This window comes from Pseudomonas sp. KU26590 (assembly GCF_026153515.1).
Classification (GTDB): domain Bacteria; phylum Pseudomonadota; class Gammaproteobacteria; order Pseudomonadales; family Pseudomonadaceae; genus Aquipseudomonas.
Genome location: NZ_CP110644.1, coordinates 3,711,681 through 3,738,650 on the forward strand (window position 1 = coordinate 3,711,681; position 26,970 = coordinate 3,738,650).

The following is a 26,970-nucleotide window of genomic DNA, read 5'->3' on the forward strand; positions in this document are numbered from 1 at the left end:
TGTTTTTATTAGTGCGTTTTGAATGCGGCGCCAGCGGCGTTTGCAGCCTTGCCAGCGCCTCGCCGTCAGGACGGTTCAGCCCAACGGTCACAGACAAAATACTGCCTGCCCGCCGCAGGCTTTTTCTTCCTAAATCGCCGTGAATCTGCTCATATCGTGCATGCCCGTTCCCGTTCAAGAATAAAAAAGGGTCAATTCATGCAGGTCAAGCTCAGCCCCATCGATCGCAAGATCCTCCGTCTGTTGCAGCACGACGCCGATCTCTCGGCCGCCGAGATCGCCGAGCGCGTCGAACTCTCGCAATCACCCTGCTGGCGGCGCATCAATCGTCTGGAAGAAGAAGGCGTCATCGAGCGCAAGGTCGCCCTGCTCAACCCGGCCAAACTCGGGCTGACCATGACCGTGTTCGTGGACGTCAAGCTGTCCGGTCACGGGCGTAAGTACCTGACGGAGTTCGAAGAGGCGATCACCGGATTTCGCGAAGTGCTGGAGTGCTACACCATGGCCGGCGACATGGATTTCCTGCTCAAGGTCGTAGTGCAGGACATCGCCAGCTATGAGCGCTTTTTGCGCCACCACCTGCTGCAAAGCCCCCATGTGCAGGAAGCGCATTCGAATATCGCGATGAGTGTGGTGAAGCGCACAACAGAATTGCCGATTGACTGAGCTGTCGATTGAATGAGGCGGATGCAAAGAGCGCCCACGCAGAAAACTCTTTTCACTGGGCCGCGAAAAAAGCATTGACTCTCAAATGGGAATGATTATTATTGAGCGCAACCGGTCGCGAGACTGGTTGGTAACCCAGAAGCCTTAGGTCGGCTTCCGGATTATCTCCTCATCAGGCTAATCACGGTTTTTGACCCGGCTTATAGCCGGGTCTTTTTTTATGCCCTTTTCGGGTCTGGGTTCGGTCTGGTGTTGCGTCTTCAGGCTAATGAAGAGGGTTCGACAGTGATCTGTCTTTTCGATGGGGCGCATCATAGCAAATGGACCGACCAGTGGACCGTTGCTGCTGTCAAAAACTGACATATTCAGTAAAAGATTCTCAGTAAAGACCAGAACACGCCACAATGTTTTCCGCGACCGCCGCTATTCAAACAGTGAGCAAGACGCCATGACGCAGCTCCTCGACTCGTTGATAACCGCCTCCCCCGTACTGCCTGCCCCGGGCGCGAGCGCCGAAACCGATCTGTACCGACGCCGCCTCCAGCGACTGCCGCGCAGGGTTCTGCAAGTGTTTCTGCTCAGCCGCCTCGACGACCTTTCCTACACCGATATCGCCCATCTGCTTGACCTGGACGCCAGCACCGTCGAACGCTGCATGACCGCGGCGCTTGAGCGTTGCGTCAGCGAGCCCGCCGAACATGATCCGGCCCGGGCGGTTCTGCTTCAGGCCCTGCGCTGGTACGTGCACCTGCAAAGCCCCCAGGCCACCGCCAGTCAGCGCATCGAGTTCCGTCACTGGCTCGACGCCGATCCCCGGCACTTGGCGGCGTTTCAAAACAGCGAGCAATTCTGGCGCACACTGCATGCGCCCGCCGCAATTCTGGGCGCCAGCGGTTGGCATCGACGCAAACCTCGCGTGTATTTCGGCTGGTTGTTGGTGACGATGCTGCTGTGCGGCCTGCTGGTTACTGCCGAAGCTTACAGCTGACGCCGCAGCCGACTCTTTGGCGAACTATTCTGTCGCCGCCCTTCAACCTGTTGCGTGTAAAGTAACTGTCATAACAGCCCAGCGAGACAATCAGGCCTGGCCTGGATTGCCTTCCGATGGCCTCGTAATGGTAGATCATGCAATCAGGACGCTCCCGTGACTCAAACCGCCCTTTCTATCTCCGCCGATTTCGACAGCGGTAACATCGTCGTGCTCGACGCCAGCAACCCTAAAGCGGTGCAACTGGCGATTCGCCCTGACACCAAGAGCGCGCATTTCCAGTGGTTCCATTTCAAGGTCGACGGCCTGCACATCGGCGAGCCCCACGGCTTCAGCCTGACCAACGCCGGCGAGTCGAGCTACAACCGCGCATGGACCGGCTACAACGCAGTGGCCTCCTACGATCAGAAAACCTGGTTCCGCGTGCCGAGCCAGTTCGACGGCAAGGCGCTGAACTTCGAGCTGACGCCCAGCGAATCCCAGGTGTGGTTCGCCTACTTCGAACCTTACAGCCGTGAGCGCCATAACTGGCTTGTTGACCAAGCGCTGAACAAAGCCGGCACCGAGTTGCTGGCCACCGGCAAGAGCGTCGAAGGCCGTAACATTCCGCTGCTTCGCAAGGGCGATGGCGCGGCGGGCAAGCGCAATATCTGGATCATCGCGCAACAGCACCCCGGCGAGCACATGGCCGAGTGGTTCATGGAAGGCATCATCGAGCGACTGCAGGAAAACGACCTTGAGTTGCAGGGGCTGCTGGCCTCGGCGAACCTGTATCTGGTGCCGCACATGAACCCGGACGGTTCGTTCCACGGGCATCTGCGCACCAACGCTCAGGGTAAGGACCTCAACCGTGCCTGGCAGGACGCGACCGCAGAGCACAGCCCGGAAGTGTTCTTCGTCAAAGCGCAGATGGAAAAATACGGCGTGGACATGTTCCTTGACGTTCACGGCGATGAGGAAATCCCCTACGTCTTCACCGCCGCCTGCGAAGGCAACCCGGGATACACCGACAAGCAGGCACAACTGGAAGCGGATTTCCGCGCGCGGCTGAGCGGCTTGACCCGGGATTTCCAGACCCGATACGGCTATCCGACATCGGCGCCGGGCCGGGCCAACATGAACCTGGCGTGCAACAGCGTCGGCGAGCGCTACAAGTGCCTGTCGCTGACGCTGGAGATGCCGTTCAAGGACAACGATGACGCCCCCGATGTCGTCACCGGCTGGTCAGGCCAACGCTCCAAACAGCTGGCCCGCGATGTGCTGACCACCCTGGGGCAGATGGTTTCCGTGTTGCGCTGAATCGCAGCCTGATTCGGATACGCTGACCGGAGGCCGGAAACAACATCGCCAGCGGGGTTAAGCCCACTGGCGATGTCGTCTGCCTTATTCACAGCAGGCAATCACTGCAAGATCAACCCCGCGATTTCCCCCGCAGCATGCTGTCCAGCACTTCATCCCTCCTCACCCAGCCGTGAAACAGCGCGGCGGCCAGATGCGTCAGGATCGTCAGGAAGAACAGGTACGCCAGATAGGCGTGGGCCTTGCGCAGCAGCGCGAAGGTGTCCGGGTTGGCGGCAACGATGGACGGCAGGCGCACTGAGCTGCCGAGCATGACCGGATCTCCGGCGGCGGAAATCATCGCCCAGCCAATCAGCGGCATCGCCAGCATCAGCGTATACAGCAAGTAATGCGACAGTTTGGCCGCCAGCGCCTGCACCGCCGGTAAGTCAGCGGGTAACGGCGGCGTTTGGGTGGTGACTCGGACGATGATCCTGACGATGACCAGCAGCAGAATCGCAATGCCCAAGGGCTTGTGCAGGTTCAGCAGCCACTCGTGGCGCTCTGACACCGAGGCCACCATGCCGGCGCCGATGAACAGCATGGCGATGACCATCAGCGCCATCAGCCAGTGCAGCAGGCGCGCCAGTGGGGCGAAATGCTTGACGGGCGTGCTCATGGCTGTTTCTCCTGGGCGGGTTCGGCTTTGAGTTGATCGACCTCACTTGTGCGACGCATGTACGACGCGGCGTAGGCCGCCGAACGCGCGGCAAGCAGCGGATCGTCCGAGCCTTCAATGCCACTGGGCAAGATCAGCGGATCGTAATTGATGTCGCGGCAGTCGCCATTCAGTTGCGGGCTGTCGGCGTTGACCACCAGCGTCCCGGCGTCCACGGTCTTGTGTTCACCGGACCATGCCTTGGACGCGTCGTTGGTCGGGTCCTGAGGGTTGGCCAGCGTCAGCACCAGTTTCCAGCGTTGAGGCCCGCTGGCCAGTCTGTCGCTGAGGTCCTTGTCCAGATACTCCTTGGCGTCGGGCGCAGACGACGCATCGGTGGCTGCCGGCACCAGACTCCAGCGCACGGGCTGACGCTTGCCGTTGGCATCGACCAGGATGAAGGCGTTGACGCTGTTGTAGGTCTCGGTGACGAAACTGGCCGAGGGCTTGGCCGTTTTGACCCAGGCCAGAAACGGCTGGGCTTCCGGGTGCGCGGCAAAGAACGCCGGGGGTTTCGCCGGATCGGGTTTGCCGGTCTTGGGGTCGGGCCCGGTGGCGATTTGCAGGTCGATGAAGGCCTCGGGCGTGCCGACCGGAAACACCGGCATGCTGTTCATGCCGGTGCGCCACTGCTGGCCGTTGGGCTGGGTGAACTGCAGGGCGAAACTGCGCAGGGGCGCGGCGCTGTCCGGGGAATACGGATTGCCGGTGGGCACGGCCAGACGGCCGATCACCGGGGTGCGCCCGCTGGCAAACACCTCGGCTTTGGACAGGCTGGCGGCGGCGCCGTTGCTCTCGAACACGCCGGCGACGCAGATGCCTTTGGGGTGATTGCGACGGTAGCCGGGGTGCACACCGTTGTTGCGCTCGAACACGTCAACGACCCGCGCAGGCGTCAGTCGCTGTGGGTCGAGGCTGCCATTGACGTAGGCGAAGGCGCCAGCGGCGACCAGTACGACCAGGCCGATACCGGCCAGACGCGCCAGTTTTTCGGAATTACTGAGCGGGGGCTTACGGGGATACGGTGGCTCACGGTCAATCATCGATAACACTCCGGGCTTCTAGCCTCTGGAAACAGCAAGGTGCTTGGCACGCTTTGTTTATAGCCGGATGCTTGAGGTTTGTCAGGTTCAGGGCGGGGAGCGGTGAGCCGCCGGAGCACAGTCAGAATCAGCGGCTGATCACACTGGCCCCTTCCCGGCTGAAGCCGGTCCCACTAAAAGCATCGTGCGCGGCCAATGGTTCTGGCAGTGTCCCAATGTGAGGAACGGCGCGCCCTTGGTGGGACCGGCTTTAGCCGGGAAGGCGTCGGACGGCGCGCTACAAAATCGAGGCTATACCGCTATCAACCATCCAGCTTCGAGGGCTCGCTCTGCAGCAGCACCCTGGCATGAAGGCTCGCCAAGGTACCGTTGAGCGTGGAAGCCCCGCGCCCCTGCTTCGCCTCCTTGTCCTGTTGCAAGGCCTGCTGCAGCACGCTGAGGAAACTCTGGGTCTTGGAAGTAGAGATCGGCGTGTGGGTGTCTTTTTCCAGGCGGCCCATCACGTACCTGGAAATACGCGTCGAATGGCTCGCCGACTGGCTCAGCGTCGCATCGACCAGCTCGCCTTTTTTATAGCCGATACTGGTCTTGCTGCTCGCCTGGTCGCTGACCTGGTAATACAGGTAATTCTGCGTCGTGGGATCGGTGCTCAGCGCCAGCTTTTGCCCGCCCGGCAGGGGCTTGTGATAACTGGCCGTGAGCTGGGACTGCTGGTCCTGGACGATGGTCCGGTTCAACTGGTCGCGTCCCTTGGACTGCGTTGTTTGCGACAAGGTATAGGCGAAGGAGTCCAGTTCACCGGGGCGTGCGGGGTTACCTTCGACGCTCTTCTCGCTGACCGACGCGCTGAAGTCACCGAGGCCGGTCAACAGGCTGTGATCGGTGTCGGTCAATTCAATCGAATTGACCGTCTGCGGCGCCGAAGACACGCGGGTGTCCGGGTAATGGCTGTGCAGCGTTTTGAAGGCGTCCTCGAACATCGACAGCAACTGCGCGTCGCCATCACCGCGCTTGCGCGCCGCCTCGATCTGGCTGACATAGCCGTCCAGTGCTTTGGCCTGCTGAGCGCTGTCACCCCGAATGGCCGCGTTTTTCAGGTCCACCGACAGATCAAGATTACCCAGCGCCCCACTCATGCGCACCGAGCGCTGGTCGGCATCGGCGTGCAGTTCAAGGGTCTGGGCGCTGCCGTCTTCAAGCTTGAGGCTGGTTTTCAAATCAACGGAGGCAAACGTCTTGGTGTCGAACTGCGTCAGGGCGTCCAGCTTCAAGGTAGGCGGCTTCGACGTGAGGCCGTCGATAGCCGACTGAAAACCGTCCGCCATGGCATTAAGTGCGTTCAACTCATCGTCGCTGAGCTTGCCGCCGCTCACCTGAGCCTGCACCGCCAGGCCGTCGTCCTGGCTGGAAAGGCTCAGCTCGATGGTTTTGCCGCTGGCGGTTTTCAGCGTCAGGCTGATGCTGTTGGCCGGATTACTGTGCAGGCGGTCCTGAGCCGCGGCAAGTTCGGCAGGCTCCAGCGCTTTGCCGGTCGTCGAGCGCAACACCGATTGGGAGATGTTTTGCCCGGTCTGGGCCAATTGACTGAGCAGCGTCGCGCCCAAGCCCTGGAAACGCCCCGCCGTGGCGGAGGTGTTGAAATTGCCCATCATCGCCAGTGAGACCTTGTCTTGACGGGTGTACTCCCAGGCGGGCGGTACGTTGGCGTCAGGCATCAGTCCACGGACGTTATAGGTCAGCGCGTCACTGACCTTGGTGTCCTGGCCGAGCATGACGACGGACGACGGCGTGGTACTGGTGGTGCCAGCAGCAGCGTTATCATTGACCGCGACGGTGGCCGCCGGTTTAATCACTGGCATCAACTGGGCGGATGAGCTGACCGAAGCAATCGCTGACATGGCACTTCCCTGTTCAAGTGAGTAATAGACTTCCTGAAAAGGGTGTCGGCGGAGGGGTTTGTAACTTGAGCGATACAAAGCTGGAGCATTCCCGCTGCATTGCGATACAAACGCAGTCGTCGAACTGCAGACCCTGGCCATCCTCAACCATCCGATGGTTCAGCACTTGATATACGGCGCCACCCCGCGGCAGAAGTGCACACAGGCGACCGCCCCGTACAACATAGAGGGCACATTGTCGACACCCTGAACCGCGCCTTATATATGCGAACGCATCTATAAACTATTCAGTCGGTTAGTTTCTTCATTAGTTATGGTTTCGACACCAAGCGCCGAGCACCCAGCGGCACCTCAACCACTTTCCGACAAACCACTCATTTGAATCATCATTAACAAACTTGCACTTCACTACTTCAAATGGATACGTCCCCACCGTGGTAGATCTTTTAAAGAAGTAGCAACGGGCGCACGGATGCGGCTGAGGTTTGGCCAGGAATCAAAAAACAACAAACCCTTTACTTTGAACAGTGAAACTCAGGTCAAATAGGACCTCACACCTTCGAGAGCGCTCAGAAGCCTCGGCCGGGCGGCGTGGGCACAGACCCGCAATCCAAAGAGGCGCGCGCTCAATGCGTCTGTTCGGTTTGGCGAGAAGGTGTACTATCCATCGACACCTATCAGAACTTAATCCCATGTTTGCTGAAAGCGAAGCAGGCCAGCGAATCGCCGCATGCCTGGCACGTCGGGTAAACGGCAGCGCTGAAGTTTCTCAAGTCGCTAAAGCCATTACCTCGATGTTCGAAGACATTAATAACTCCCTGACGCCCATCCTCGGGCCTAAAGGCGTTGCTGCGCTGCACCGCCGCAGCCTTCACGTTTGCATATCGAAGCATCCGCTGCTTGGGAACAGTTACACGTTGTTGGTAGTGGGCATGGACATTCAAGAGTTGAGAGCGTTACTGGCCGAGCAATCAATAGATGACGCGCTCTTTTTCAGTCAGGAAGTTCTGAATACCTTTTACGCGTTACTGGCCACCCTGATCGGCCCATCACTCGCTGCACGACTGCTGCTTGACGTGTGGGAACATTCTTTCAGCGGCCCGCCTGCCCAGGACACTTCACGATGAGTACCAAAGTCACAATCAATCGCCTGGCAACGGGCGTACCGGGATTCGACGAGATTCTGGGTGGCGGCCTGCCGGAGTTTTCCTTCAACCTGATCGCCGGCCCGCCAGGCTGCGGCAAGACCACGCTGGCGCATCAGATGATGTTCGCGTTGGCGACGCCAGAGCGTCCCGCGATTTTCTTTACAGTGCTTGGCGAGCCGCCGCTGAAAATGCTGCGCTACCAGCAGCAGTTCAGCTTTTTCGACGAAGAAGCGGTGAACCGCTCGATCCGCTACGTCAATCTGGCGGACGACACCCTCGCCGGTGATCTGGATGAAGTCTTGCGGCGCATCGTCGCCGAAGTGGAAACCCACAGCCCTGCCCTGGTGTTCGTCGACTCGTTCCGCTCTGTCGTGCTGGCTAGCGAAACAGACTGCAACCCCAACAACAACCTGCCGCAGTTCGTGCAACAGCTGGGCATGTTGATGACCACCTGGCAGGCGACGACCTTCCTGCTGGGGGAGTATTTCAACGAGCTCGACAGCAATCCGATCTTCACCGTCGCCGATGGGCTGATCTGGCTGCGTCAAAGCGTTCAGCGCAACTCCATGGTGCGCAAGATGGAGATCATGAAGATGCGCGGCCAGCCAACACTGCCCGGGCTGCACACCTTCCGCATCGCCGATTCGGGGATCACAGTATTTCCGCCTGCCGCTGTCACGCTTCAGGACCGCGCCGAGCTGATCGGCAGCCCGCAGCAGCGCCTGAAGATGGGCGTGCCACATCTGGACGACATGCTCGGCGGCGGCCTGCCCCGGGGCTATTCGTTGCTGGTGGCTGGTCCTTCGGGCTCCGGCAAGAGCCTGCTGGCGGCGGCTTTTCTCGAAGAGGGTGCGCGTAGCGGCGAAACGGGCGTGATCGCGGTCTTCGAACAGCGACCCAACCATCTGCATAACGCCGCACTCACGCGTCTGGTGCAAATGGACAAAGTGGGCGTCGTCGACCGACGCGTGCCCGACCTGTCCATCGATGAGATCGTGCAGCAGTTGCTCGGCGAAATTCGCAGACTGGACGCGACGCGTGTGGTCATCGACTCGCTGTCCGGCTTCGAACTGGCCGTGGCCCCTGCGTTTCGTGAAGACTTCCGCGAATCCCTGTCGCGCATGGTCAATGCGTTGACCAGCAGCGGGGTCAGTGTGTTGATGACCTCGGAACTGGAAGACCGCTACACGGATCTGCGCTTCAGCCCTTACGGAACGGCGTTTCTTACCGATGCGATCATCGTCCAGCGCTACATTGAAATCGACAGCCGCTTGCAGCGCATCATGGCGGTGGTCAAGGTCCGGGCCAGCGCCCACTCGGATGAGTTACGGCTGTACCGTATTGACGACAACGGCTTGCAGATAGGCACCCGCCTGCACAATCAGGAGGGGCTGTTGGGCGGCCGCCCGACGCGCCTGGCGCCAGGGTTTGCAAGCGCTGTGGATGACGTCCGACGAGCAGGCTCTGATGAGTGAGTTCGACAACCATGACGAAGCCGGGGGCGCAGGCGCAGACCACGAATTCGTCCGGCTCGCTCAAAACAAGGAGAAGGCCTTGGCGCACCTGGCGTCCCTGCGCCGAGAGCTGTTTGAGGCTGAAGCCTCTGCCGGCAATGTCATGCACATTGAGTTGCTGGTGGAAGCCAATCAGAAACTGGTGCTGGCGGCGTTGGCAGCGCAGGTGCAAGCGCCAGCCGCCAGTGCACACCCCGACGTCTATCAGGAGTTGCGCGAAGCTAACCAGCATCTGGTGATTTCTGCGCTCCACGCGCAAACCCTGCAGGCCCAGGCCGAACTGTCCCTGTCCCAGCATCGCACCGCCATGGCGTCGGTCGCCCATGAAATGCGCAACCCGCTGACGCCGATCAGCCTGATCGCCGAGCGCATGGTGCGCGCGTCCAGCGACAAACTGCCGGAAATGCGCGCGATGATCGAAGGCCAGGTGCAGCATCTGTCGCGCATGGTCGAAGACTTGCTGGATGTTTCCCGGGCGAGCAGCGGCAAATTGCGTCTGACCTACGCCCACGTGGACATCGTTGAGATCATCCACGAGGCCGTTGAAGCCTGCGCGCCGATGATGCACAAGAAAAACCTGCACCTTGGCGTCAGCCTTCCCGACTCGCCCCTGCTGGTCAACGGCGACCGCATCAGGATCGTGCAGATTTTCACCAACGTGCTGACCAACTCGGCAAAGTACACCCCCTGCGGCGGCAACATCGGGCTGTGCGCCACCCCCGTTGCCGAGGGGCTGGAGATCATCGTCTCCGACAACGGCATGGGCATTTCCGCCCACGCACTGCCGGTGATCTTTGACGCTTACGTACAGGACACCCAGGCAGTGGGCTTCAACGGCTCCGGCCTGGGCATCGGTCTTACGGTGGTCCGGCAACTGGTGGAAGCCCATGGCGGCAGTGTTACCGCCCACAGCGAGGGCGAAGGCAAGGGCTGCCATTTCACTATTTTGTTTCCTCTGGTGGGATCTGCGCCGTAACTCGGCCACAATACGCACCGATCCGAGGCTCCAGGGCTTCACGCCTTTCGGTTCGCCGCCAAACCCGACACCCCCAGGACTGAGCAATGCCCCAAGAGCGAATCGCTGCACTTCGGCTACCCAAACCCATCCAAGGCCCGATCGACGATCTGGTGCGTGCGTTGAACGCCGCCACCACCCAGGAAGACCTCGAACGCGAGGCCGCCATGGAGATCAGCTTCATCCTCAGCCTTGAGACCAGCAAACGCCTGCGCCCGGCCGATGTAGAAACGCTGTACATGATCTTCGACGACGCCGTGCAGGAACGGCTCAGCCAACTGGCGGATTAATCCTGATCGGACGGCTCGCAGCCTCCCTCACTGGCGCGCCGTAGCGTTGCCGCGTCATAGCGTCGGCGCGCCGCTGTAAACCCCTCCGCCTGTTCGATGACCCAGGTCCACAGCGGAATCATCTGCACCAGCAAGCCCATGCCCAGTTCGGTCAGCGCGTATTCGACGCGCAACGGCTTCTCGCCGAAGTCATGACGACTGATCAGCCCGTCGCGTTCCAGCTGGCGCAGGGTGTGCGTCAGCATTCGCTGTGTGACGCCATGCAGCTGGCGCCGCAGCTCGGCGTGGCGCAACGGGCTGGTCACGCCGAGCGTGTGCACCACGCCCAGTGACCACCGGTTGCCGGAGTGGCCGAGGATATCGCGCTTGAGACCGTCCTCGTCGTCGCTGAGCGCGCGACAGGCGTTCTGCGAAAGCCGCACGATTTCCTGCGCTTCCAGGCCGCTCGGTATCACCGCTGTGCCTACTTTTTGCCCGCCGATGTCCATGACAAGATCCCCAGCCTCACGTTAAGTGCGTCAAAAAGGGGCTCACCATGCAGGCTGATATTCCAAACGTCAAACCACACATTCTGGTCTTGGGCGCGGGCGAACTGGGCCTCGCCGTGCTGCGAGGACTCACCGCCCGTGCGGACGAATCAGCGAACATCAGCGTGCTGTTGCGCCAGGCCAGTGTCGAAAGCGCCTCCCCGGAAAAGCAAAAGGAAATCGCCGCGATCAGGTCCCTTGGAGTGGCCATTGAGGTGGCTGACATCGCCGACGCCTCGATGGAGGAACTTGCTGCGGTACTCAGCCGCTACGACACCGTGATCAGCTGCGTGGGATTCGCCGCAGGCCGGGGCACCCAGCGCAAGCTGACCCAGGCCGCCCTCGCCTCTGGGGTGAAGCGCTACATCCCCTGGCAGTTCGGTGTCGATTACGACGTGATTGGCCGTGGCAGCCCGCAAGACCTGTTCGACGAGCAACTGGATGTGCGCGACTTGCTGCGCGCTCAGTCCCGAACCGAATGGCTGATCATTGCCACGGGCATGTTCACCAGCTTCCTTTTCGATCCGGCGTTCGGAGTGGTTGACCTGCCTGCCGGGCGGGTCAATGCACTGGGCAGCCTGGACACGGCGGTCACGGTGACGACGCCGCAAGACATCGGCAACCTCACTGCCGCTATCGTCCTGCACAGCCCGCGCTTCATCAATCAGGTGGTGTACACCGCCGGCGATACCCTCACCTACGGCGATCTCGCCGATCTGCTTGAGCGCGTCACCGGAGGGCCATTCGAGCGCCGAGCCTCCAGCGTGCCGCAGTTGCTGGCAGCCCTTGAGGTAAAGCCCGGCGACAACCTGCGCAAATACCGCGCAGTGTTCGCCATGGGGCGCGGGGTCGCGTGGGACGGGGCGCAGACGTTCAATGGCCAGCACGGTATTGCGGTCACGGATGCCGAGGGTTGGGCACGGGCGCATCTGACTCGGGATTAATCTCTGCGCGCGCCTAAGGATTTTTCCGGCGCAGAGGTATCCAATGCCGAGACGGCCCCAAGGCCGGTACTTCAAATGGTTTCAGCAAAGGACCCCACATGACCTTCTACATCTTCCTCATCGCCTGCTGCGCAGCGGCCAGCACCGGCATTCTCTTCCAACCCGGTAGCTGGTACGAATCGCTGCAAAAGCCACGCTTCACCCCGCCCAACTGGCTGTTTCCGGTGGCCTGGACGACGATCTATCTGCTGCTGGCCTGGGCCGGTTATCGCCTGACCTTGATTCCCGGCAGTGAAACGGTGCTGGCGTTGTGGGCCGCGCAGATTGCCTTGAATACACTGTGGACGCCGGTGTTCTTCGGCGCCCATCGACTGATGGCGGGCATGGTCATCATCTCGCTGCTGTGGCTGGTGGTGGCCGCCATGGTCGTGCTGGGGATCCAGCTGGACCTCATCACCGGGCTGATCCTGTTCCCGTACCTGGTCTGGCTGACCGTGGCGGCGGCGCTGAATTTCTCGATTCTGCGCCATAACCGGTAAGACGCATCAGGTAGCCCGGGCCCTGCCGGCTTGCTGAATCAGCAGACCGGCCAGCGCCGACACCGCGAGCAAGACCACCACCCCACCGTACACATTGGTGGTGGTCACCAGCCCCGCCGTTTTGATCGACACACCGGCCAGCAGCGCCGGAATGCAGAACGCCAGATAACTCAAGGCCAGAAAGGCGGCCATCAAGGCACCCCGCTCGTGGGCATGGGCCAACGGCAGCAACAGGCGCAACGCGCCAAGAAAGCTTGCGCCAAAGCCGACGCCCGCCACTACGGCGCCGGTAAAGAACAGCCACAACCAGCCCAGGTTCACCGCCGCCAGAATCACTGAAACCCCGATCGCCAGAAAACTGCAGCCCACCAGTAGGGCCAGCCGGGGCGCGCGCAGACGCAGGTGATGGATCGAAATCGCGCCACTGAGGGTCAGCGCTGCCACGGCAAAGCCGCCGTTGAGCACCGAGGTCGAGCCAGTGGCGGCAGTCAGCAGCGACGGCGCCAGCGACAGGAAGAATCCGCCCAGCGCCCAGGCGGCGATGTCGGCGGGCAGCACCAGCAACAACGTCGCCCTCGCCTGCGCAGGTACGGCGAGCCGCGGCCGCAGGGTTTTCAGCACGCCCGGCTGCGGCGTCACCGTTTCAGCGACCCGCAGCAGATAGACCGCCTGACACACGAACGCCGCGAGAAGCAAGCCATACGCCAGGCCCATCGGCAGCGGCGCGTACTCCACCAGCGCACTGGTCCCCAGCGCGCCCAGTGCCATGCCGAACATCGGCGTGATGCTGTTAAGCAGCGGGCCCTTCTGCGCATCGCTGTCGAGCATCGCGGCGCCCAACGCGCTGGTGGCAATGCCGGTCGCCACGCCTTGCAACACCCGCGCGACGATCAGCCAGCTGACGTCGGTGGCGGCGATGAACAGCAGCATCGAGATGATCTCCAGCAGCAGCCCGATCAATATCACCGGGCGGCGGCCGAGGTAATCCGACAACGAGCCGAACACCAGCAGCGTCGCCAGCAGACTCAGGGCGTATACGGCAAAAATCACCGTCAACAGCGCCGAGGAGAAGCCCCACGCCTGTTGATAGAGGTGGTAAAGCGGCGTGGGCGCACTGGAGGCAGCAAAGAAACACAGCAGCACGAAAGCCAGAAAACCCAAGTGGCTTCGCCCCCGACCATCGACTTGCGGGTTCTGCAAAGAATCAGACACGAGTACACTCTCCCGAAAAAGCACGCCACAAAAGCTATGAATTAGCGTTAGCAGTGTGCGAGCAGCGTCTGCTTAAAGCAAATAATTTGTGTTAGGGTCCGCAGCATGGCTATCAAAGAAGGCATTCGCACCGGCGGCCGCAGTGCCCGGGTGCAGACATCGATTCACGCGGCGGTTCGCGATCTGCTCCAGGAGCAGGAGCGTTCGGCCCTCAGCGTGCCCATGATTGCGGCCCGTGCCGGTGTTACACCGTCGACGATCTACCGGCGCTGGGGCGACCTGACTTCGCTGCTGGCCGACGCCGCTGTCGAGCGTTTGCGCCCGGATGAGCCAGTAGATTGCGGCAACCTGCGCGATGACCTGCGCACCTGGGTCGAGGTCTACCTCGAAGAAACCAACTCGGCGCCGGGCCGCGAAATGATGCGCGACGTGGTCGCCAGCAGCGCGACCCTGTGCTCGGGCAAGTGCCTGAACATGGTCCGCGATCAACTGCAGATCATCATCGACCGGGCGCGGGAACGTGGTGAACAGAGTCCTTCGGCGGACGAACTGGTGGACGCTGTCGTGGCGCCCATGGTCTACCGCATTCTGTACGCCGAATCGGCGCCGTCCCTTGAGCGCATGCATCAATTGCTGGATCGCTCCCTGAGCTGATCCGCCGGCCGTCGAGCTCGCGACCAAACGAGCAGCGGCCGCGGCGACTGGGTATCATGCGCGCTCATTGATCACAGGCGCCCTTCCCCCCATGCACACCCTTGCAGACCTGCGTGCCGGCAAACTGGCAGGCATCACGCGGCTCACTCTCAGCGCCGACCTCGGCGAATTCCCCGAGGAGATTTTCAGCCTCGCCGATTCGCTGGAAGTGCTGGACCTGAGCGGCAACCGGCTGACCGAATTGCCCGCCGACCTGCACCGGCTCAAGCGCCTGAAAGTCCTGTTCTGCTCCAACAATCCGTTTACCCGCCTGCCGGAATGCCTGGGGCAGTGCGAGCAGCTGTTCTTCGTCGGCTTCAAGGCCTGCGAGATCGTCGATGTCCCGGCCAACGCGTTGCCGCCCTCGCTGCGCTCGCTGGTGCTGACCGACAACCGTATCGAAACCCTGCCTGAAGCCATCGGCGACTGTGTGCACCTGCAAAAGCTGATGCTCGCGGGCAACCGGCTGCGGCAATTGCCGGCATCACTGGCCCGCTGCCAGCGCCTGGAATTGGTGCGGATCGCGGTCAACGACTTCCATGAACTGCCCCACTGGCTGCTGGAAATGCCCGCACTCGCGTGGCTGGCGTTTGCCGGCAATCCGCTGAACGACATCCACACCGAAGCGCCGATCCGGCAGATTCCGTGGCCGCAACTGGCGCTGCAACAGGTGCTGGGCGAAGGCGCTTCCGGGGTGATTCAGCAGGCGCAGTGGCGCGCTGATGACGACGCTTCGGCGCTGGACGTCGCGGTGAAGCTGTACAAGGGCGATGTCACCAGCGACGGCTCGCCATTGAACGAGATGCAGGCGTGCATTGCAGCGGGGCGTCATGCTCATCTGATTCCGGTGCTCGGGCAGATCCAGGACCAACCGCAAGGCGCTCGCGGGCTGGTGATGGAGCTGATTTCGCCTTCTTTCGTCACCCTCGCACGGCCCCCGACCCTGGAATCCTGCACACGCGATACCTACACCGGCACCCGGCTGAGCGCTTCGACCGTGAAGCGTATGGCCGCCGGGATCGCCGCAGCGTGCGCACATTTGCATGCCCACGGTATCAACCACGGCGATCTGTACGCCCACAACATCCTCTGGAACGAGGGTGGGGACAGCCTGCTGGGGGATTTCGGCGCCGCGGCGTTCTACCCGGATGAAGAAACGGGAAGAAGGCTGGAGCGCATTGAAGTGCGGGCGTTCGGGGTATTGCTGGGGGAATTGCTGGACTGCTGCGCCGAGAGCGATTCGCAAACTGGGGAGTTGCGGGAGTTGGAGCGGCGTTGCGTGCAGGCGAATGTGATGCAGCGGCCCGGGTTTGCGGAGGTTGAACGGCAGTTCTGAACGCTGGCGTTTTGCGGTTTGGCCTCTGACGCCTTCCCGGCTGAAGCCGGTCCCACTAAGCCCGCGGTGTGTCAGTAAAACCCTGTCTGAAGACGCCGCGCAACCTGTAGGACCGGCTTTAGCCGGGAAAAGGCCAGCATGGACACTCTCAATTTCGCGGCGTGACGCAAGACGCCTTTCCGGCTAAAGCCAGTCCCACTAAAAGCACGCAGCGTGTCAGCGGGACCCGATCCAGATGACCCCGCGCAACCTGTGGCACCAGCTTTAGCCGGGAAGAGGCCAGCATGAGCACCCTCAATTTCTCGGTGTGAGGGAAGACGCTTTCCCGGCTAAAGCCGGTCCTACAATGGCCGGGGCAACGTTAGCCAGCCAGACCGACGTACACGTTCTGCACGTCATCGTTGCTGTCGATCGCTTCGAGGAACGCTTCCACTTCAGCCATCTGCTCTTCAGTCAGGCCTTCAACCGGGTTTTTCGGGCGGTAGCCGATCTTGGCCGACTCAACGGTGAAACCAAATTCGGGCAGGGTCTTGCACACCGCGTCCAGGTCGGTGACGTCGGTATAGAACGTCGCGACGCCCTCTTCGCCTAGTTCAACGTCTTGAGCGCCGGCTTCGATAGCGGCCTCTTCAGCGTCGGCATCCTCTTTGGCGGCAACGGCGTCGATCATGCCCAGGTGGTCGAAATCCCAGGTGATCGACCCTTCGGCGCCCAGCTGGCCCTTGCGGAACAGCACGCGAATTTCCGACACGGTGCGGTTGATGTTGTCGGTCAGGCACTCGACGATGACCGGCACTTTGTGCGGCGCGAAGCCTTCGTAGGTGAGCTTTTCGAAGTGCACGTGCTCGCCGAGTAAACCGGCGCCTTTCTTGATGGCGCGTTCGAGGGTCTCGCGCGGCATCGAGGCTTTCTTGGCCTGCTCGACCACCAGACGCAGGCGCGCGTTCATGTCGGGGTCAGCGCCGGAGCGCGCGGCAATCATGATCTCCTTGGACAGCTTGCCGAAAATACGCCCTTTGGCGTTGGCTGCCGCTTCTCTGTGTTTGACCTTCCACTGTGCGCCCATGCTTGCTCTCTTGTTCCGGTGGCGATAAATCGCTCTGCTCCGACGCGTCTTGCACGCCGGGCCGATGACGATAAATGCTGAAAATAGGGTGATCGATAATGACAGGCCGAGGGTGAACCGCGGCGACCGGCGCATTTTATACACGCTGGCGCCAGAAGACACCCCCGAGACGCGCACCGCCCTGAGCAGAATCAGCGATGCTTGAACACCGGCTCGCGCTTCTCGATGAACGCCGCCATGCCTTCCTTCTGGTCCTCGCTGGCAAACGCCGCATGGAACACCCGGCGCTCGAAACGAATGCCTTCGGCCAGGCTGACTTCAAACGCGCGGTTCACGCTTTCCTTGACCATCATGGCCGTCGGCAACGACTTGGCCGCAATGCCGGCCGCGACCTTCAGCGCCTCATCCAGCAGTTGCTCCTGGGGCACGATACGCGCCACCAACCCGGCACGCTCCGCTTCGACGGCGTCGATCAGGCGCCCGGTCAGGCACATTTCCATGGCCTTGGCCTTGCCGACCGCGTGGGTCAGGCGCTGGGTGCCGCCCATGCCCGGCAGCACGCCCAGCTTGATTTCCGGCTGACCGAAGCGTGCGTTGTCGGCGGCGAGGATGAAGTCGCACATCAGCGCCAGTTCGCAGCCACCGCCCAAGGCAAATCCCGAGACCGCTGCAATGATCGGCTTGCGGCGATTGGCCACCCGATCACTGTCGCTGAACAGGTCGTCCAGATAGATCTGCGGGTATTTCAGCTCGGCCATTTCCTTGATGTCGGCCCCGGCAGCGAACGCTTTTGCCGAGCCGGTCAGGACAATGCAGCCGATGCCGTGATCGCGCTCCAGCTCGTCAAGGGCATGGTTGAGTTCGCTGATCATCTGAGCGTTCAGGGCGTTGAGAGCCTCGGGGCGGTTGAGGGTCAAGAGCGCAACGCGACCTCTCACTTCTTTGAGGATTGTTGTGTAATCCATTGTTTTTATTCCTTATTTTTTTTTTGCTTGAAAGGGACCATAAAACAAGTATTTAGGTTAAATAATCAACCCAGGTCATTGATATTAATCAATAAGCTCCACGGCCATCGCAGTCGCTTCGCCGCCACCGATGCAGATCGCCGCGACCCCTCGCTTCAGTCCGCGCTGCTTCAACGCCGACAGCAATGTCACCAGAATCCTTGCCCCTGATGCGCCAATCGGATGGCCCAGCGCGCAGGCGCCGCCATGCACGTTGACCTTGTGATGGGGCAGCTGCAGGCGAGCCATGGTGACCAGCGCGACGACGGCGAACGCTTCGTTGATCTCGAACAGATCGACCTCGGCCAGTGACCAGCCGGTCTTGCCCATCAGTTTGTCGATGGCGCCTACCGGTGCGGTCGGAAATAACCCGGGTTCATTGGCATAAGCGGCGTGGCCATGGATGACTGCCAGTGGCTTGAGCCCGCGTCGATGCGCTTCGGACTGACGCATCAGGGTCAAGGCGGCAGCGCCATCGGAGATCGAGCTGGAGTTGGCCGCCGTCACCGTGCCGCCCTCGCGGAACGCCGGTTTAAGGTGCGGGATCTTGTCCAGCTTCGCCTTGGGCGGCTGTTCGTCCTGGCGAATGGTCTTGCGCTCTTTGCCGATCATGACTTCCACCGGGACGATTTCAGCGGCGAACCAGCCGCGCGTCATGGCCTCCTGCGCCCGGGTCAGCGAAGCAACTGCAAAACCGTCCTGAGCTTCCCGACTGAAATTTTCAAGTCCGGCGCACGTCTCGGCGAAGGTGCCCATCAAGCAACCTCGGTCGTAGGCGTCTTCGAGGCCGTCGAGAAACATATGATCGATGATCTGGCCGTGGCCCATGCGGTAACCGCTGCGGGCCTTCTCCAGCAGATACGGCGCGTTGGACATGCTCTCCATGCCACCGGCGATGACCACGTCGGCGCTCCCGGCGAGCAGCATGTCGTGGCCGAGGATGGCCGCCTGCATGCCCGACCCGCACATCTTGTTCAACGTGGTGCAGGTCGTGGCGTCGCTGAGCCCGGCGCCCAGTGCCGCCTGACGCGCCGGCGCCTGACCCAGCCCGGCCGGCAGTACACAACCGAACAGCACTTCATCGACCTGCGCTGCATCGATGCCCGCGCGTTCCACCGCAGCGCGGATGGCAGCGGCGCCCAGTTGCGGCGCGGTCAGGCTTTGCAGATCGCCCTGAAAGGCGCCCATGGGCGTGCGCGCAGCGCTCACGATCACCACGGGGTCGTCGTTCAACGTCTGGCGTTTGTTCAAAGACATGATGGGGTTTCCTCGATTAGCGAGCGGCCATGCGCAAGGCGCCGTCCAGACGGATCACCTCGCCGTTGAGCATGCTGTTTTCAATGATGTGGCGGGCCAGCGCAGCGTATTCCTCGGGCTTGCCCAGCCGTGGCGGGAATGGCACGCCGGCGGACAGGCTCTCGCGCACCTGCGGGGTCATCCCGGCCATCATCGGGGTCTCGAAAATGCCCGGGGCGATGGTCATGACGCGAATGCCGTAACGCGCCAGTTCACGGGCGGCGGGCAAGGTCAGGCTGACAATGGCGCCCTTGGAGGCCGCGTACGCCGCCTGGCCGATCTGGCCGTCGTAGGCGGCAACCGACGCGGTATTGATGATGACGCCACGCTCGCCGCCGGCATCCGCCGTACTTTCGGCGATGGCCGCGGCGGCCAGGCGCAGCAGGTTGAAGCTGCCGATGAGGTTGACGTTGATCACACGACTGAAGCTGTCGAGGCCGTGGGGGCCTTCCTTGCCGAGGATTTTCTCGGCGCCGACGATGCCGGCGCAGTTGATGACGCCATTGATCTGACCGAACGCGCTCAGCGCCGCGTCCACCGCGGCCTGTACGGCGCTCTCCTGGGTGATGTCGCAGACGCTGGCGCGGGCATTGCCGCCCAGTTTTGCCACCTGAGCCGCGAGCGCCTCGGCGTTGACGTCCACCAGCATCACCCTGGCCCCTGCGTCGATGAGCATCTGTGCGGTGGCCGCACCCAGCCCGGACGCGCCGCCACTGACCAGAAATACCTTGCCTTCGATCTGCATGATTGTGTCGTCCTTACACGTTTATTGTTGGAGTGGCGAAATACTCCGCTCTGCCGCGTCGATGGGCAATGGTCAAAGCGCGCAGAACGCCTGGTGGTTTTGGCCAGTGGCGGGGGAAGTGACTAGCGGATTGCCAGCAGATCAGGCTTTGGGTTGCAGCAGCGCCGCGCCGGCCTGGGCCGACACCCGGCGGTTATCCAGCAGCGCCAACGCCGCGATCACCGCGACGCCAATAAACGTCAGCTGGAAATCTGCGGTCACCGCGTGCCCGTCGTTGCCATGCAGGACCATCGCGCCACGCAACAGCAACGCGGCAATCGCGACGCCCAAGCCCATGCTCAACTGGAAGCACATGCTGAATATCGTCGACGCATCGCTCATCTGCGCCTTGGGCACGTCGGCGAAACCCAGCGTGTTGAACGCGGTGAACTGCATCGAGCGCGACAGCCCGCCGATGAAAAGGATCAGCAGGATCATCGGCCAGCCCATGGCCTGGTCGAGCAGCGCGCAGGCCGCAATCGCCGCCACGCCGATGCCACCATTGACCAGCAGCACCTGACGAAAGCCCCAGCGCTGCATGATCAAGCTGGTAAAGGGCTTCATCGCCAGGTTGCCCGCGAACACTCCCAGCACCAGCAGCCCGGCGTCGAACGCGGACAGGCCGAAGCCCAGCTGGAACATCAGCGGCAAGAGGAACGGCAATGTGCTGATGGCGATGCGAAACACCGAACCGCCCAGCAGGCTGACGCTGAAGGTGCGGATGTGCACCACGGCGACGTTCATCAGCGGCTGCGGGTGCCGGCGCATGTGTCGCCAGGCCAGTGCGCCGCAGACCGCGCCGAGCGCCGTTACCCCAAGGCCGGGCCACTGACTGCCATGGCCCTGCCCCAGCCGTTCCATCCCGTACAACAGCGCCGTGCAAGCCACGCCCAGCAGCAAGAAACCTTTCAGGTCGAAGGGCCGGGTGCTGACTTCATTGCGCTTGGGAATGAGGATCAGCGTGGCGATCAGCGCCAGCACGCCGAGGGGCAGGTTGAGGTAGAAAATCCACGGCCACGACGCGTGGGTGACGATGAACCCGCCCAGCGGCGGCCCAAGAATGGGCGCCACCAGCCCGGGCCAGGTGATCAGCGAAATGGCCCGCACCAGGTCCTTCTTCTCGGTGGCGCGCATGACCGCAAGGCGCCCCACCGGGACCATCATGGCGCCGCTCATGCCTTGCAGGACGCGGGCGGCGACGAACGTCTCGAGGCTGTCGCTGATGCCACACAACATAGAAGCCACCGTGAACAGCACGATTGCGCCGCCGAACACCCACCGCGAACCGAGTCGGTCGGCCAGCCAGCCGCTGAGGGGAATGAACGCGGCGATCGCCAGCAGGTAGGCGCTCATGCCGATATTCAGGTCTACCGCCGCGACGCCGAAGGTCCGGGCCATTTCCGGCATGGCCGTGGCGATCACCGTGGCGTCGAGGTTTTCCATGAAAAACGTGACGGCCACGAGCAAGGCGATCAGCGTGGATTGGCGTTGCGACATCGTTGGGTCCTCAGGCAAGCGTGGCGTGGAACTCGCCCGGTTACGGCAGCAGGTAACGCATCACCGCCTCGCAGATCATCGCCTTCTGCCGCGCCTTGACCGCTTCGTCCTCCAGGTCGATCTGGAAAATCTCGGAAAAGGTATGGCGGTTCGACACGCGATAGAAACTGAACGAACTCATCAGCATGTGCAGGTCAACGGCCTGCACGCCTGGACGGAACACGCCGTCCTGCTCGCCGCGCCGCAAAGTGTCGTCCAGCGCCTGCAAGACGTTGCGGCTCAGCTCGCGGATGATCGGGGACTGTTTGACGTTGGCGCCGTTGTGGATGTTTTCGATGCAGACGATGCGCACGAAGTCGACGTTGCGGTCGTGGTGATCGAAGGTGAATTCCACCAGGCGCCTGATCGCTTCCTCAGGCGCGAGCACGGCGAGATCAAGGCTGCTTTCCGTGGTGCGAATGTCGCCGTAAAGCTTTTCCAGTACTTCGGTGTACAGCTGCTCCTTGCTGTTGAAGTAGTAATAGATCATCCGCTTGGAGGTTTGCGTGCGCTCGGCAATTGCATCGACACGGGCGCCGGAGAGCCCCTGGGCGACGAACTCGGCGACGGCCGCCTGAAGGATGCCTTCGCGGGTTTTTTCCGGATTGTGCTTGCGGGACTTGCGCGGCGCCTCAGGAACGTCATCTGCGGACGCTTCGGCGAGGCTGTCGTCAACGGTTTTCATGCGGGGCTCACGACCACGGTGGAATCGCGGGATTATGGGCTGCACCCGTGGGTTTCACCAGACCGTAAGGGTCGGGCAGCAGCACGTCGGCATCGGCTTCGAACTGATGAGGCTCGAACCTGGCGGGTGTTCGTGGGATTATTCGCGCCGTTGGACACGACATCAAATCAGATGGACCGTCCGCTTAGTTTCATGACGCTTTGCGGGGCAAAGTCAAGCCCTGGCAGCGCAGACACCACCATAACAATTCCAACACAGGCTTGATGCTTATGCGTTCCCCTTCTGCTTCGCCTGCCCCGGTTGCCTCCCGCCCTGCGCATGCTTATGCCGGCATGAGCGAGAAGATTCGCAGCGCCCTGGCCGTCGGCAAAACCCGTTGGGGCATGCTGGCGCTGGTGTTCTTCGCCACCACCCTGAACTACATCGACCGCGCTGCGCTGGGCGTGATGCAGCCTATCCTCGCGGCGCAGATGAGCTGGACGGCGATGGATTACGCCAACATCAATTTCTGGTTTCAGGTCGGTTACGCCATCGGTTTTCTGCTGCAGGGGCGTTTTATTGATCGGGTCGGCGTCAAGCGCGCGTTCTTTCTCGCGGTGCTGCTGTGGAGTGTCGCCACCGGCGCCCACGGCCTGGCCACTTCAGCCGCGGGCTTCATGGTCTGCCGGTTCATTCTTGGCCTGACAGAAGCCGCCAATTACCCGGCCTGCGTCAAGGTCACCCGAGTGTGGTTCCCGGCCGGAGAACGCGCCGTGGCCACCGGCATTTTCAACGCCGGCACCAACGTCGGTGCGATGGTCACGCCTGCCTTGCTGCCGCTGATCCTGACGGTGTGGGGCTGGCAGGCGGCATTCATCTGCATGGGCTCGCTGGGGCTGGTCTGGGTCATCACCTGGCGGCTGACGTATTTCAATCCGCAGGAACATCCGACCGCGCGCGCCAGTGAACTGGCCTACATCAACAGCGATGCCGAACCTGAAACGCAGCCTGAAGCAGAAAAAGTATCGCTCTCACGCATCCTGAAAATGCGCGGCACCTGGGCCTTCGCCCTCGCCTACGCCCTCACCGCGCCGGTGTTCTGGTTTTACCTGTACTGGCTGCCGCCGTTTCTGAACCAGCAATACCACCTGGGCATCAGCGTGACGCAGATGGGCATCCCGCTGATGCTGATCTGGCTGACCGCCGACTTCGGCAGTATCGGCGGCGGCATCCTGTCGTCGTGGCTGATCGGCCGGGGCATGCGCCCGATGACCGCGCGCTTGCTGTCGATGCTGATTTTTGCGGTGACGATCATTGGCGTGGTGTTCGCCGCCAATGCCAGCGGTCTGTGGGTTGCCGTAGGGGCGATCGCCCTGGCGGTGGGTGCGCATCAGGCCTGGACCGCAAACATCTGGAGCCTGGTCATGGATTACACGCCCCGGCACATGATCAGCACGGTGTTCGGCTTCGGCGGCATGTGCGCGGCCATTGGCGGCATGTTCATGACGCAGGTCGTCGGCGCCGTCCTGACCGCGACGCACAACAATTACAGCGTGCTGTTCACCCTGATCCCGGCGATGTACTTCATTGCGCTGATCTGGATGTATTTCATGGCGCCGCGCAGGTCATGAAACCCGCTGTTGTCAGCCGCCCTTCTTGCGCTGTTGCCACGCCGCCGCCAGGCCGCTGAGGCAGATAATCGCGATGCCCGCTTGTGCGACGAGGGATGGCGAGTGATTGAACACGATGTAGCCCCACAGTCCGGCAAAGACGATCTGGCAGTAACCGAACGGCGCCAGCATGGCCGGCGCGGCGAAGCGGAAGGCCTGGGTCAGCATCAGGTGCGCGACCATGCCGCAGGTGCCCAGCGCCAGCATGAACGGAATGTGCTTCCACTCCGGCGACTGCCAGAAGAACGGCACGATGGCGCTCATCAACAGACTGTTGAACAGCCCGGCGAAAAAGTTGCTGGTGGTCGGGCTGTCGTGGGCCGCAACCAGACGGGTCAGCAGCTGGTAGCAGGCGAAACAGAACGCCGAGCCCAGCGGCAGTAACACCGCAGGCCGGAACAGCTCGCCACCGGGATGGACAATCACCAATACCCCGCTGAAGCCCACCAGCACGGCGATCCATTGACCGCGGCTGACCGTCTCCTTGAGCAGCGGCACCGACAGCGCCGTGACCAGCAGCGGCGCGAGGAAGTTGACCGCCGTTGCTTCGGCGATCGGGATGAACATCAAGCCGCTGGTGAACAGCAGGCTCGTGCCCAGCAGGCACACCGCGCGCAACGCCTGCAACCCCGGGCGCTTGGTGCGCAGCACGCGCAGCCCCGACGACGGCATGAAAATGCACGCCATCAGCCCGGTGTGCACCACATAGCGCACCCAGACCACCATCATGATCGGGTAGATGCCGGAGAGGTATTTGGACAGCGTGTCATGACTGGAAAACAGAAAGGTCGCAAACAGAATCAGTGCGATGCCCTTCAATGGCTGGTTGACGCCGGAGAGCGGCGTACTCGTGGTGCTCATCTGCGTTCCTTTGGCCTTGCGTGAATGCGGGTCTGTCCCTTGCCGTGTCGAGTGCCGGCTTTCGTCGAGGCGTCCAGCGTCAGCAAGAATATAGAAGCCATCGCCGCAGCACCAAGCAAACATGACCGAGCAGGTGTTTTTCTGACTGCCTGGATCAGACCTTTCCGCTCTCCCGGATTTGCCGCAGACTGCCGCTCTCGTTGGCTCGAAAACGGACGCTCCGTGGACCGCATTCAGGAAATGACCCTTTTCGCCGCCGTCGCCGAAGGCCCCAGCTTCGCGGCGGTGTCGCGCAACCTGAACGTGTCCACGGCCACCGTCACCCGGGCCGTCGCGCAGCTGGAGGCGCGGCTCGGCACCTTGCTGATCGTGCGCACCACCCGGCAGTTGCGCCTGACCGAAGCCGGCGTGCGCTTTGCCGACGACTGCCGGCGCTTGCTGGCGGATCTGCACGAGGCCGAAAGCGCTGCCGCCGGCATTCATGGGACGCCACGCGGGTTGCTGACCATTACCGCGCCGCAAGTGTTCGGCGACCTGCACGTCACGCCGGTCCTGACCGACTACCTGAGTCAGCATCCCCAGGTGCAGATTCGTGGGCTGTTGATGGACCGGATTGCCGGGCAGCTGGAGGAAGGCATCGACGTCTCGGTGCGCATCGGCGAGTTGCCCGACTCGTCGATGACTGCCATTCAGGTCGGCACCGTCCGGCGCATGGTCTGCGCCTCCCCCGCTTATCTCTCCGCCCACGGCACGCCCCAGCACCCCCGCGAACTCATTGAGCGCGAGACCGTTTCGGTGATGATCACCGGCCGCAGCCCTGCGTGGACCTTCCGCATCGAAGGCCAGCACCAGGAAGTGAAGGTGCAGTCGCGGCTGTCGATGACGTCGTTCACGGCGTCCATTCATGCCGCGATTGATGGCTGGGGCCTGACCCAGGTGCCGTCCTATCAGATTCGCAGGCACTTGCAGACGGGCACGTTGTGCTGCGTGCTAGATGAATTCGAGGTCACGCCGATGCCGGTTTACGTGGTCTACGTCGAAGGCCGGCGCGGCTCATCCAAAGTGCGCTCGTTCGTTGATTTCTGCGTTCAGCGTTTGCGCGCGGACCTGGCGTACAGCGCCGGGCCGGGCTGAGGCCGGGACGAACTACCCGAAATATCGAGTCAACCCACCCTCCCGTGGGAGTCGAGCTTGCTCGCGAATACTTACTTTCAGGCCCAAAGAAAGTGGCTGAATGCACCGGCTTCTTCGTGAGCAAGGTGGAGCGCCACCCCGGTCACTCCCACCGGGCACCCCAGTCTCTCCCCAACTAATGAAATAGGGTTAGAGTGGTCACGCTGGCTCCGCCGTTCTCCGCCTGACTGGCAACGGAACCGGGGCGCTTTCCATCAATCGCCTGAAGGAAGACCCGCGTGAATCCATCGTCTCACCCAGCGAACATTGCCCAGTTGATCGTTGCCGCCATGGGCGCCGGTCAGAAAATCACCGAAATCCGCCCTGAATACGTGCCCGCCGATGCGGCCAGTGCCTATGCGCTGCAACGCGAGATTCTGCGCCTGCGTGAGACGTCTGTGGGCGGCTGGAAGGTCGGCGCGAAGTCGCCGACCGGGCCAATCAATGGCGCGCTGCTGCCGGACGACGGTATTTTCGCCAGCGGCAGTCAGGTGGAGTGCGTTGACTACCCTTCGCCGATTCTGGAACTGGAGATCGCCTTTCGTCTGGGTCGCGAATTCACCCCCCGCGATGAGGCGTATTCGGACGAGGAAGTGCTGGGCAGCATCAAGACCATGGGCGCGACCATCGAAGTGGTGTCGAGCCGGTTTGCCGCCTGGCCCAAGATCGAGCCGCTGCTGGCCCTGGGCGATCTGCTCAACCATGGGGCGTTGATCATCGGGGAATTTATTGATTACGACGCCAGTTTTCCGTTTGTCGAGCCTGCGCTGAGCTTCACCTATAGCGACGAGGATATCGTGCCGGGGGATGGGGCCAACCCTGCCGGCGACCCGCGCCGTTTGCTGCCGTGGCTGGTCAATCACCACACCCAGAACGGGTTGAGCGTGACGCCGGAGATGGTGATCACCACCGGTTCCTACACCGGGATGTACAAGACCCGCGGGCCGGGTCTGGCGGTTGGCGAGATCCGTGGCCTGCCGGCGGTGTCGGTGGAGTTGATTTAGGTTACTTGCTCGCCATTGGTGGGACCGGCTTTAGCCGGGAAGACGTCGGTGCATCCGGCCTATCTTTAGCGGCAGTTACGGCCCCTTCCCGGCTAAAGCCGGT

Annotated in this window: 26 protein-coding genes; 14 read left to right on the forward strand and 12 right to left on the reverse strand. The window is 62.1% G+C overall.

Translation table 11 applies throughout. The features are described 5' to 3' along the window. Positions 1 to 198 precede the first annotated feature (198 nt). The 3 genes from OKW98_RS16140 (at position 199) to OKW98_RS16150 (ending at position 2,953) form a co-directional block, all read left to right on the forward strand. Positions 199 to 666 (forward strand): Lrp/AsnC family transcriptional regulator, encoded by a 468-nt coding sequence (locus OKW98_RS16140; protein WP_265385661.1) that lies wholly within the window; start codon positions 199 to 201, stop codon positions 664 to 666. A gap of 448 nt (positions 667 to 1,114) precedes the next feature. Further along, positions 1,115 to 1,654, forward strand: coding sequence for a DUF4880 domain-containing protein (locus OKW98_RS16145; RefSeq protein ID WP_265385662.1), 540 nt, complete (start codon positions 1,115 to 1,117; stop codon positions 1,652 to 1,654). A gap of 156 nt (positions 1,655 to 1,810) precedes the next feature. Beyond that, complete coding sequence (locus OKW98_RS16150) at positions 1,811 to 2,953, forward strand: M14-type cytosolic carboxypeptidase (protein WP_265385663.1); 1,143 nt, start codon at positions 1,811 to 1,813, stop codon at positions 2,951 to 2,953. Positions 2,954 to 3,065: 112 nt separating this feature from the next. Here OKW98_RS16150 and OKW98_RS16155 read toward each other — a convergent pair whose 3' ends face one another. From OKW98_RS16155 to OKW98_RS16165, 3 genes are all read right to left on the reverse strand, one after another. Next, on the reverse strand, positions 3,066 to 3,611 hold the full coding sequence (locus OKW98_RS16155; RefSeq protein ID WP_265385664.1) for a cytochrome b: 546 nt from the start codon (positions 3,609 to 3,611) through the stop codon (positions 3,066 to 3,068). Beyond that, positions 3,608 to 4,693, reverse strand: coding sequence for a catalase family peroxidase (locus OKW98_RS16160; protein ID WP_265385665.1), 1,086 nt, complete (start codon positions 4,691 to 4,693; stop codon positions 3,608 to 3,610). Before OKW98_RS16160 ends, OKW98_RS16155 begins: the two co-directional genes overlap by 4 nt. Positions 4,694 to 4,995: 302 nt before the next feature. Then, positions 4,996 to 6,591 (reverse strand): lactate dehydrogenase, encoded by a 1,596-nt coding sequence (locus OKW98_RS16165; protein ID WP_265385666.1) that lies wholly within the window; start codon positions 6,589 to 6,591, stop codon positions 4,996 to 4,998. Positions 6,592 to 7,283: 692 nt separating this feature from the next. Here OKW98_RS16165 and OKW98_RS16170 point away from each other — a divergent pair. The 4 genes from OKW98_RS16170 to OKW98_RS16185 all read left to right on the forward strand — a co-directional run bounded on the left by OKW98_RS16170 (position 7,284) and on the right by OKW98_RS16185 (position 10,558). After that, on the forward strand, positions 7,284 to 7,718 hold the full coding sequence (locus tag OKW98_RS16170; RefSeq protein WP_265385667.1) for a hypothetical protein: 435 nt from the start codon (positions 7,284 to 7,286) through the stop codon (positions 7,716 to 7,718). Next, positions 7,715 to 9,214 carry an ATPase domain-containing protein gene (locus OKW98_RS16175; protein ID WP_265385668.1) on the forward strand — a complete coding sequence of 500 codons (1,500 nt, stop codon included), beginning with the start codon at positions 7,715 to 7,717 and terminating at the stop codon, positions 9,212 to 9,214. Before OKW98_RS16170 ends, OKW98_RS16175 begins: the two co-directional genes overlap by 4 nt. Then, the gene (locus tag OKW98_RS16180; RefSeq protein ID WP_265385669.1) at positions 9,207 to 10,229 is read left to right on the forward strand and encodes a sensor histidine kinase; all 1,023 of its coding nucleotides are present in this window, start codon (positions 9,207 to 9,209) and stop codon (positions 10,227 to 10,229) included. Before OKW98_RS16175 ends, OKW98_RS16180 begins: the two co-directional genes overlap by 8 nt. Positions 10,230 to 10,315: 86 nt before the next feature. After that, on the forward strand, positions 10,316 to 10,558 hold the full coding sequence (locus OKW98_RS16185; RefSeq protein ID WP_265385670.1) for a hypothetical protein: 243 nt from the start codon (positions 10,316 to 10,318) through the stop codon (positions 10,556 to 10,558). On the opposite strand, the gene OKW98_RS16190 is transcribed toward OKW98_RS16185, so the two are convergent. Continuing rightward, complete coding sequence (locus tag OKW98_RS16190) at positions 10,555 to 11,046, reverse strand: winged helix-turn-helix transcriptional regulator (protein WP_265385671.1); 492 nt, start codon at positions 11,044 to 11,046, stop codon at positions 10,555 to 10,557. The genes OKW98_RS16185 and OKW98_RS16190 overlap by 4 nt on opposite strands. 47 nt (positions 11,047 to 11,093) lie before the next feature. Between OKW98_RS16190 and OKW98_RS16195 the strand changes: the two genes are divergently transcribed. Together OKW98_RS16195 and tspO are read left to right on the forward strand one after the other, a co-directional pair. Then, positions 11,094 to 12,029, forward strand: coding sequence for an aromatic alcohol reductase (locus OKW98_RS16195; protein ID WP_265385672.1), 936 nt, complete (start codon positions 11,094 to 11,096; stop codon positions 12,027 to 12,029). Between the two features lie 98 nt (positions 12,030 to 12,127). Then, entirely contained in the window at positions 12,128 to 12,568 is a 441-nt protein-coding gene (gene tspO, locus OKW98_RS16200; protein ID WP_265385673.1) for a tryptophan-rich sensory protein TspO, read from the forward strand. 6 nt (positions 12,569 to 12,574) lie between these two features. Here the strand turns inward: tspO and OKW98_RS16205 are convergent, their stop codons facing one another. After that, positions 12,575 to 13,780, reverse strand: a complete 1,206-nt coding sequence (locus OKW98_RS16205; protein ID WP_265385674.1) for an MFS transporter — start codon at positions 13,778 to 13,780, stop codon at positions 12,575 to 12,577. Positions 13,781 to 13,885: 105 nt separating this feature from the next. Between OKW98_RS16205 and OKW98_RS16210 the strand changes: the two genes are divergently transcribed. Further along, a complete protein-coding gene (locus tag OKW98_RS16210; protein ID WP_265385675.1) occupies positions 13,886 to 14,434 on the forward strand; it encodes a TetR/AcrR family transcriptional regulator in 549 nt (182 codons plus the stop codon). A 91-nt stretch (positions 14,435 to 14,525) separates the two neighbouring features. After that, complete coding sequence (locus tag OKW98_RS16215; protein ID WP_265385676.1) at positions 14,526 to 15,809, forward strand: leucine-rich repeat-containing protein kinase family protein; 1,284 nt, start codon at positions 14,526 to 14,528, stop codon at positions 15,807 to 15,809. Between the two features lie 361 nt (positions 15,810 to 16,170). Here the strand turns inward: OKW98_RS16215 and OKW98_RS16220 are convergent, their stop codons facing one another. The 6 genes from OKW98_RS16220 to OKW98_RS16245 form a co-directional block, all read right to left on the reverse strand. Then, entirely contained in the window at positions 16,171 to 16,875 is a 705-nt protein-coding gene (locus OKW98_RS16220; protein ID WP_265385677.1) for a YebC/PmpR family DNA-binding transcriptional regulator, read from the reverse strand. Positions 16,876 to 17,066: 191 nt separating this feature from the next. Beyond that, on the reverse strand, positions 17,067 to 17,840 hold the full coding sequence (locus OKW98_RS16225; protein ID WP_265385678.1) for an enoyl-CoA hydratase: 774 nt from the start codon (positions 17,838 to 17,840) through the stop codon (positions 17,067 to 17,069). Positions 17,841 to 17,924: 84 nt separating this feature from the next. Further along, positions 17,925 to 19,136, reverse strand: coding sequence for an acetyl-CoA C-acyltransferase (locus OKW98_RS16230; protein ID WP_265385679.1), 1,212 nt, complete (start codon positions 19,134 to 19,136; stop codon positions 17,925 to 17,927). A gap of 16 nt (positions 19,137 to 19,152) precedes the next feature. Then, on the reverse strand, positions 19,153 to 19,920 hold the full coding sequence (locus tag OKW98_RS16235) for an SDR family NAD(P)-dependent oxidoreductase (RefSeq protein WP_265385680.1): 768 nt from the start codon (positions 19,918 to 19,920) through the stop codon (positions 19,153 to 19,155). Positions 19,921 to 20,061: 141 nt separating this feature from the next. Continuing rightward, the gene (locus tag OKW98_RS16240) at positions 20,062 to 21,456 is read right to left on the reverse strand and encodes a DHA2 family efflux MFS transporter permease subunit (RefSeq protein WP_265385681.1); all 1,395 of its coding nucleotides are present in this window, start codon (positions 21,454 to 21,456) and stop codon (positions 20,062 to 20,064) included. 40 nt (positions 21,457 to 21,496) lie between these two features. Further along, a complete protein-coding gene (locus OKW98_RS16245; RefSeq protein ID WP_265385682.1) occupies positions 21,497 to 22,180 on the reverse strand; it encodes a TetR/AcrR family transcriptional regulator in 684 nt (227 codons plus the stop codon). 332 nt (positions 22,181 to 22,512) lie between these two features. On the opposite strand from OKW98_RS16245, the gene OKW98_RS16250 reads away from it, so the two are divergent. Beyond that, positions 22,513 to 23,790, forward strand: a complete 1,278-nt coding sequence (locus OKW98_RS16250; protein WP_265389751.1) for an MFS transporter — start codon at positions 22,513 to 22,515, stop codon at positions 23,788 to 23,790. Between the two features lie 12 nt (positions 23,791 to 23,802). Here OKW98_RS16250 and OKW98_RS16255 read toward each other — a convergent pair whose 3' ends face one another. Continuing rightward, a complete protein-coding gene (locus OKW98_RS16255) occupies positions 23,803 to 24,690 on the reverse strand; it encodes a DMT family transporter (RefSeq protein ID WP_192173934.1) in 888 nt (295 codons plus the stop codon). A gap of 222 nt (positions 24,691 to 24,912) precedes the next feature. Between OKW98_RS16255 and OKW98_RS16260 the strand changes: the two genes are divergently transcribed. Both OKW98_RS16260 and OKW98_RS16265 read left to right on the forward strand, forming a co-directional pair. Continuing rightward, positions 24,913 to 25,824 carry a LysR family transcriptional regulator gene (locus OKW98_RS16260; protein WP_265385683.1) on the forward strand — a complete coding sequence of 304 codons (912 nt, stop codon included), beginning with the start codon at positions 24,913 to 24,915 and terminating at the stop codon, positions 25,822 to 25,824. A 278-nt stretch (positions 25,825 to 26,102) separates the two neighbouring features. After that, the gene (locus OKW98_RS16265; protein WP_265385684.1) at positions 26,103 to 26,867 is read left to right on the forward strand and encodes a 2-keto-4-pentenoate hydratase; all 765 of its coding nucleotides are present in this window, start codon (positions 26,103 to 26,105) and stop codon (positions 26,865 to 26,867) included. The last annotated feature ends 103 nt before the right edge of the window (positions 26,868 to 26,970 follow it).

Excerpts from the sequence above, each read along its gene's own strand:
- OKW98_RS16220 (WP_265385677.1), bottom strand. The coding sequence starts at position 16,875 with ATGGGCGCACAGTGGAAGGTCAAACACAGAGAAGCGGCAGCCAACGCC.
- OKW98_RS16175 (WP_265385668.1), top strand. The coding sequence starts at position 7,715 with ATGAGTACCAAAGTCACAATCAATCGCCTGGCAACGGGCGTACCGGGA.
- OKW98_RS16145 (WP_265385662.1), top strand. The coding sequence starts at position 1,115 with ATGACGCAGCTCCTCGACTCGTTGATAACCGCCTCCCCCGTACTGCCT.
- OKW98_RS16255 (WP_192173934.1), bottom strand. The coding sequence starts at position 24,690 with ATGAGCACCACGAGTACGCCGCTCTCCGGCGTCAACCAGCCATTGAAG.
- OKW98_RS16230 (WP_265385679.1), bottom strand. The coding sequence starts at position 19,136 with ATGTCTTTGAACAAACGCCAGACGTTGAACGACGACCCCGTGGTGATC.
- OKW98_RS16140 (WP_265385661.1), top strand. The coding sequence starts at position 199 with ATGCAGGTCAAGCTCAGCCCCATCGATCGCAAGATCCTCCGTCTGTTG.
- OKW98_RS16155 (WP_265385664.1), bottom strand. The coding sequence starts at position 3,611 with ATGAGCACGCCCGTCAAGCATTTCGCCCCACTGGCGCGCCTGCTGCAC.
- OKW98_RS16235 (WP_265385680.1), bottom strand. The coding sequence starts at position 19,920 with ATGCAGATCGAAGGCAAGGTATTTCTGGTCAGTGGCGGCGCGTCCGGG.
- OKW98_RS16170 (WP_265385667.1), top strand. The coding sequence starts at position 7,284 with ATGTTTGCTGAAAGCGAAGCAGGCCAGCGAATCGCCGCATGCCTGGCA.
- OKW98_RS16210 (WP_265385675.1), top strand. The coding sequence starts at position 13,886 with ATGGCTATCAAAGAAGGCATTCGCACCGGCGGCCGCAGTGCCCGGGTG.
- OKW98_RS16165 (WP_265385666.1), bottom strand. The coding sequence starts at position 6,591 with ATGTCAGCGATTGCTTCGGTCAGCTCATCCGCCCAGTTGATGCCAGTG.
- tspO (WP_265385673.1), top strand. The coding sequence starts at position 12,128 with ATGACCTTCTACATCTTCCTCATCGCCTGCTGCGCAGCGGCCAGCACC.
- OKW98_RS16195 (WP_265385672.1), top strand. The coding sequence starts at position 11,094 with ATGCAGGCTGATATTCCAAACGTCAAACCACACATTCTGGTCTTGGGC.
- OKW98_RS16180 (WP_265385669.1), top strand. The coding sequence starts at position 9,207 with ATGAGTGAGTTCGACAACCATGACGAAGCCGGGGGCGCAGGCGCAGAC.
- OKW98_RS16245 (WP_265385682.1), bottom strand. The coding sequence starts at position 22,180 with ATGAAAACCGTTGACGACAGCCTCGCCGAAGCGTCCGCAGATGACGTT.
- OKW98_RS16190 (WP_265385671.1), bottom strand. The coding sequence starts at position 11,046 with ATGGACATCGGCGGGCAAAAAGTAGGCACAGCGGTGATACCGAGCGGC.
- OKW98_RS16160 (WP_265385665.1), bottom strand. The coding sequence starts at position 4,693 with ATGATTGACCGTGAGCCACCGTATCCCCGTAAGCCCCCGCTCAGTAAT.
- OKW98_RS16225 (WP_265385678.1), bottom strand. The coding sequence starts at position 17,840 with ATGGATTACACAACAATCCTCAAAGAAGTGAGAGGTCGCGTTGCGCTC.
- OKW98_RS16215 (WP_265385676.1), top strand. The coding sequence starts at position 14,526 with ATGCACACCCTTGCAGACCTGCGTGCCGGCAAACTGGCAGGCATCACG.
- OKW98_RS16240 (WP_265385681.1), bottom strand. The coding sequence starts at position 21,456 with ATGTCGCAACGCCAATCCACGCTGATCGCCTTGCTCGTGGCCGTCACG.
- OKW98_RS16250 (WP_265389751.1), top strand. The coding sequence starts at position 22,513 with ATGAGCGAGAAGATTCGCAGCGCCCTGGCCGTCGGCAAAACCCGTTGG.
- OKW98_RS16185 (WP_265385670.1), top strand. The coding sequence starts at position 10,316 with ATGCCCCAAGAGCGAATCGCTGCACTTCGGCTACCCAAACCCATCCAA.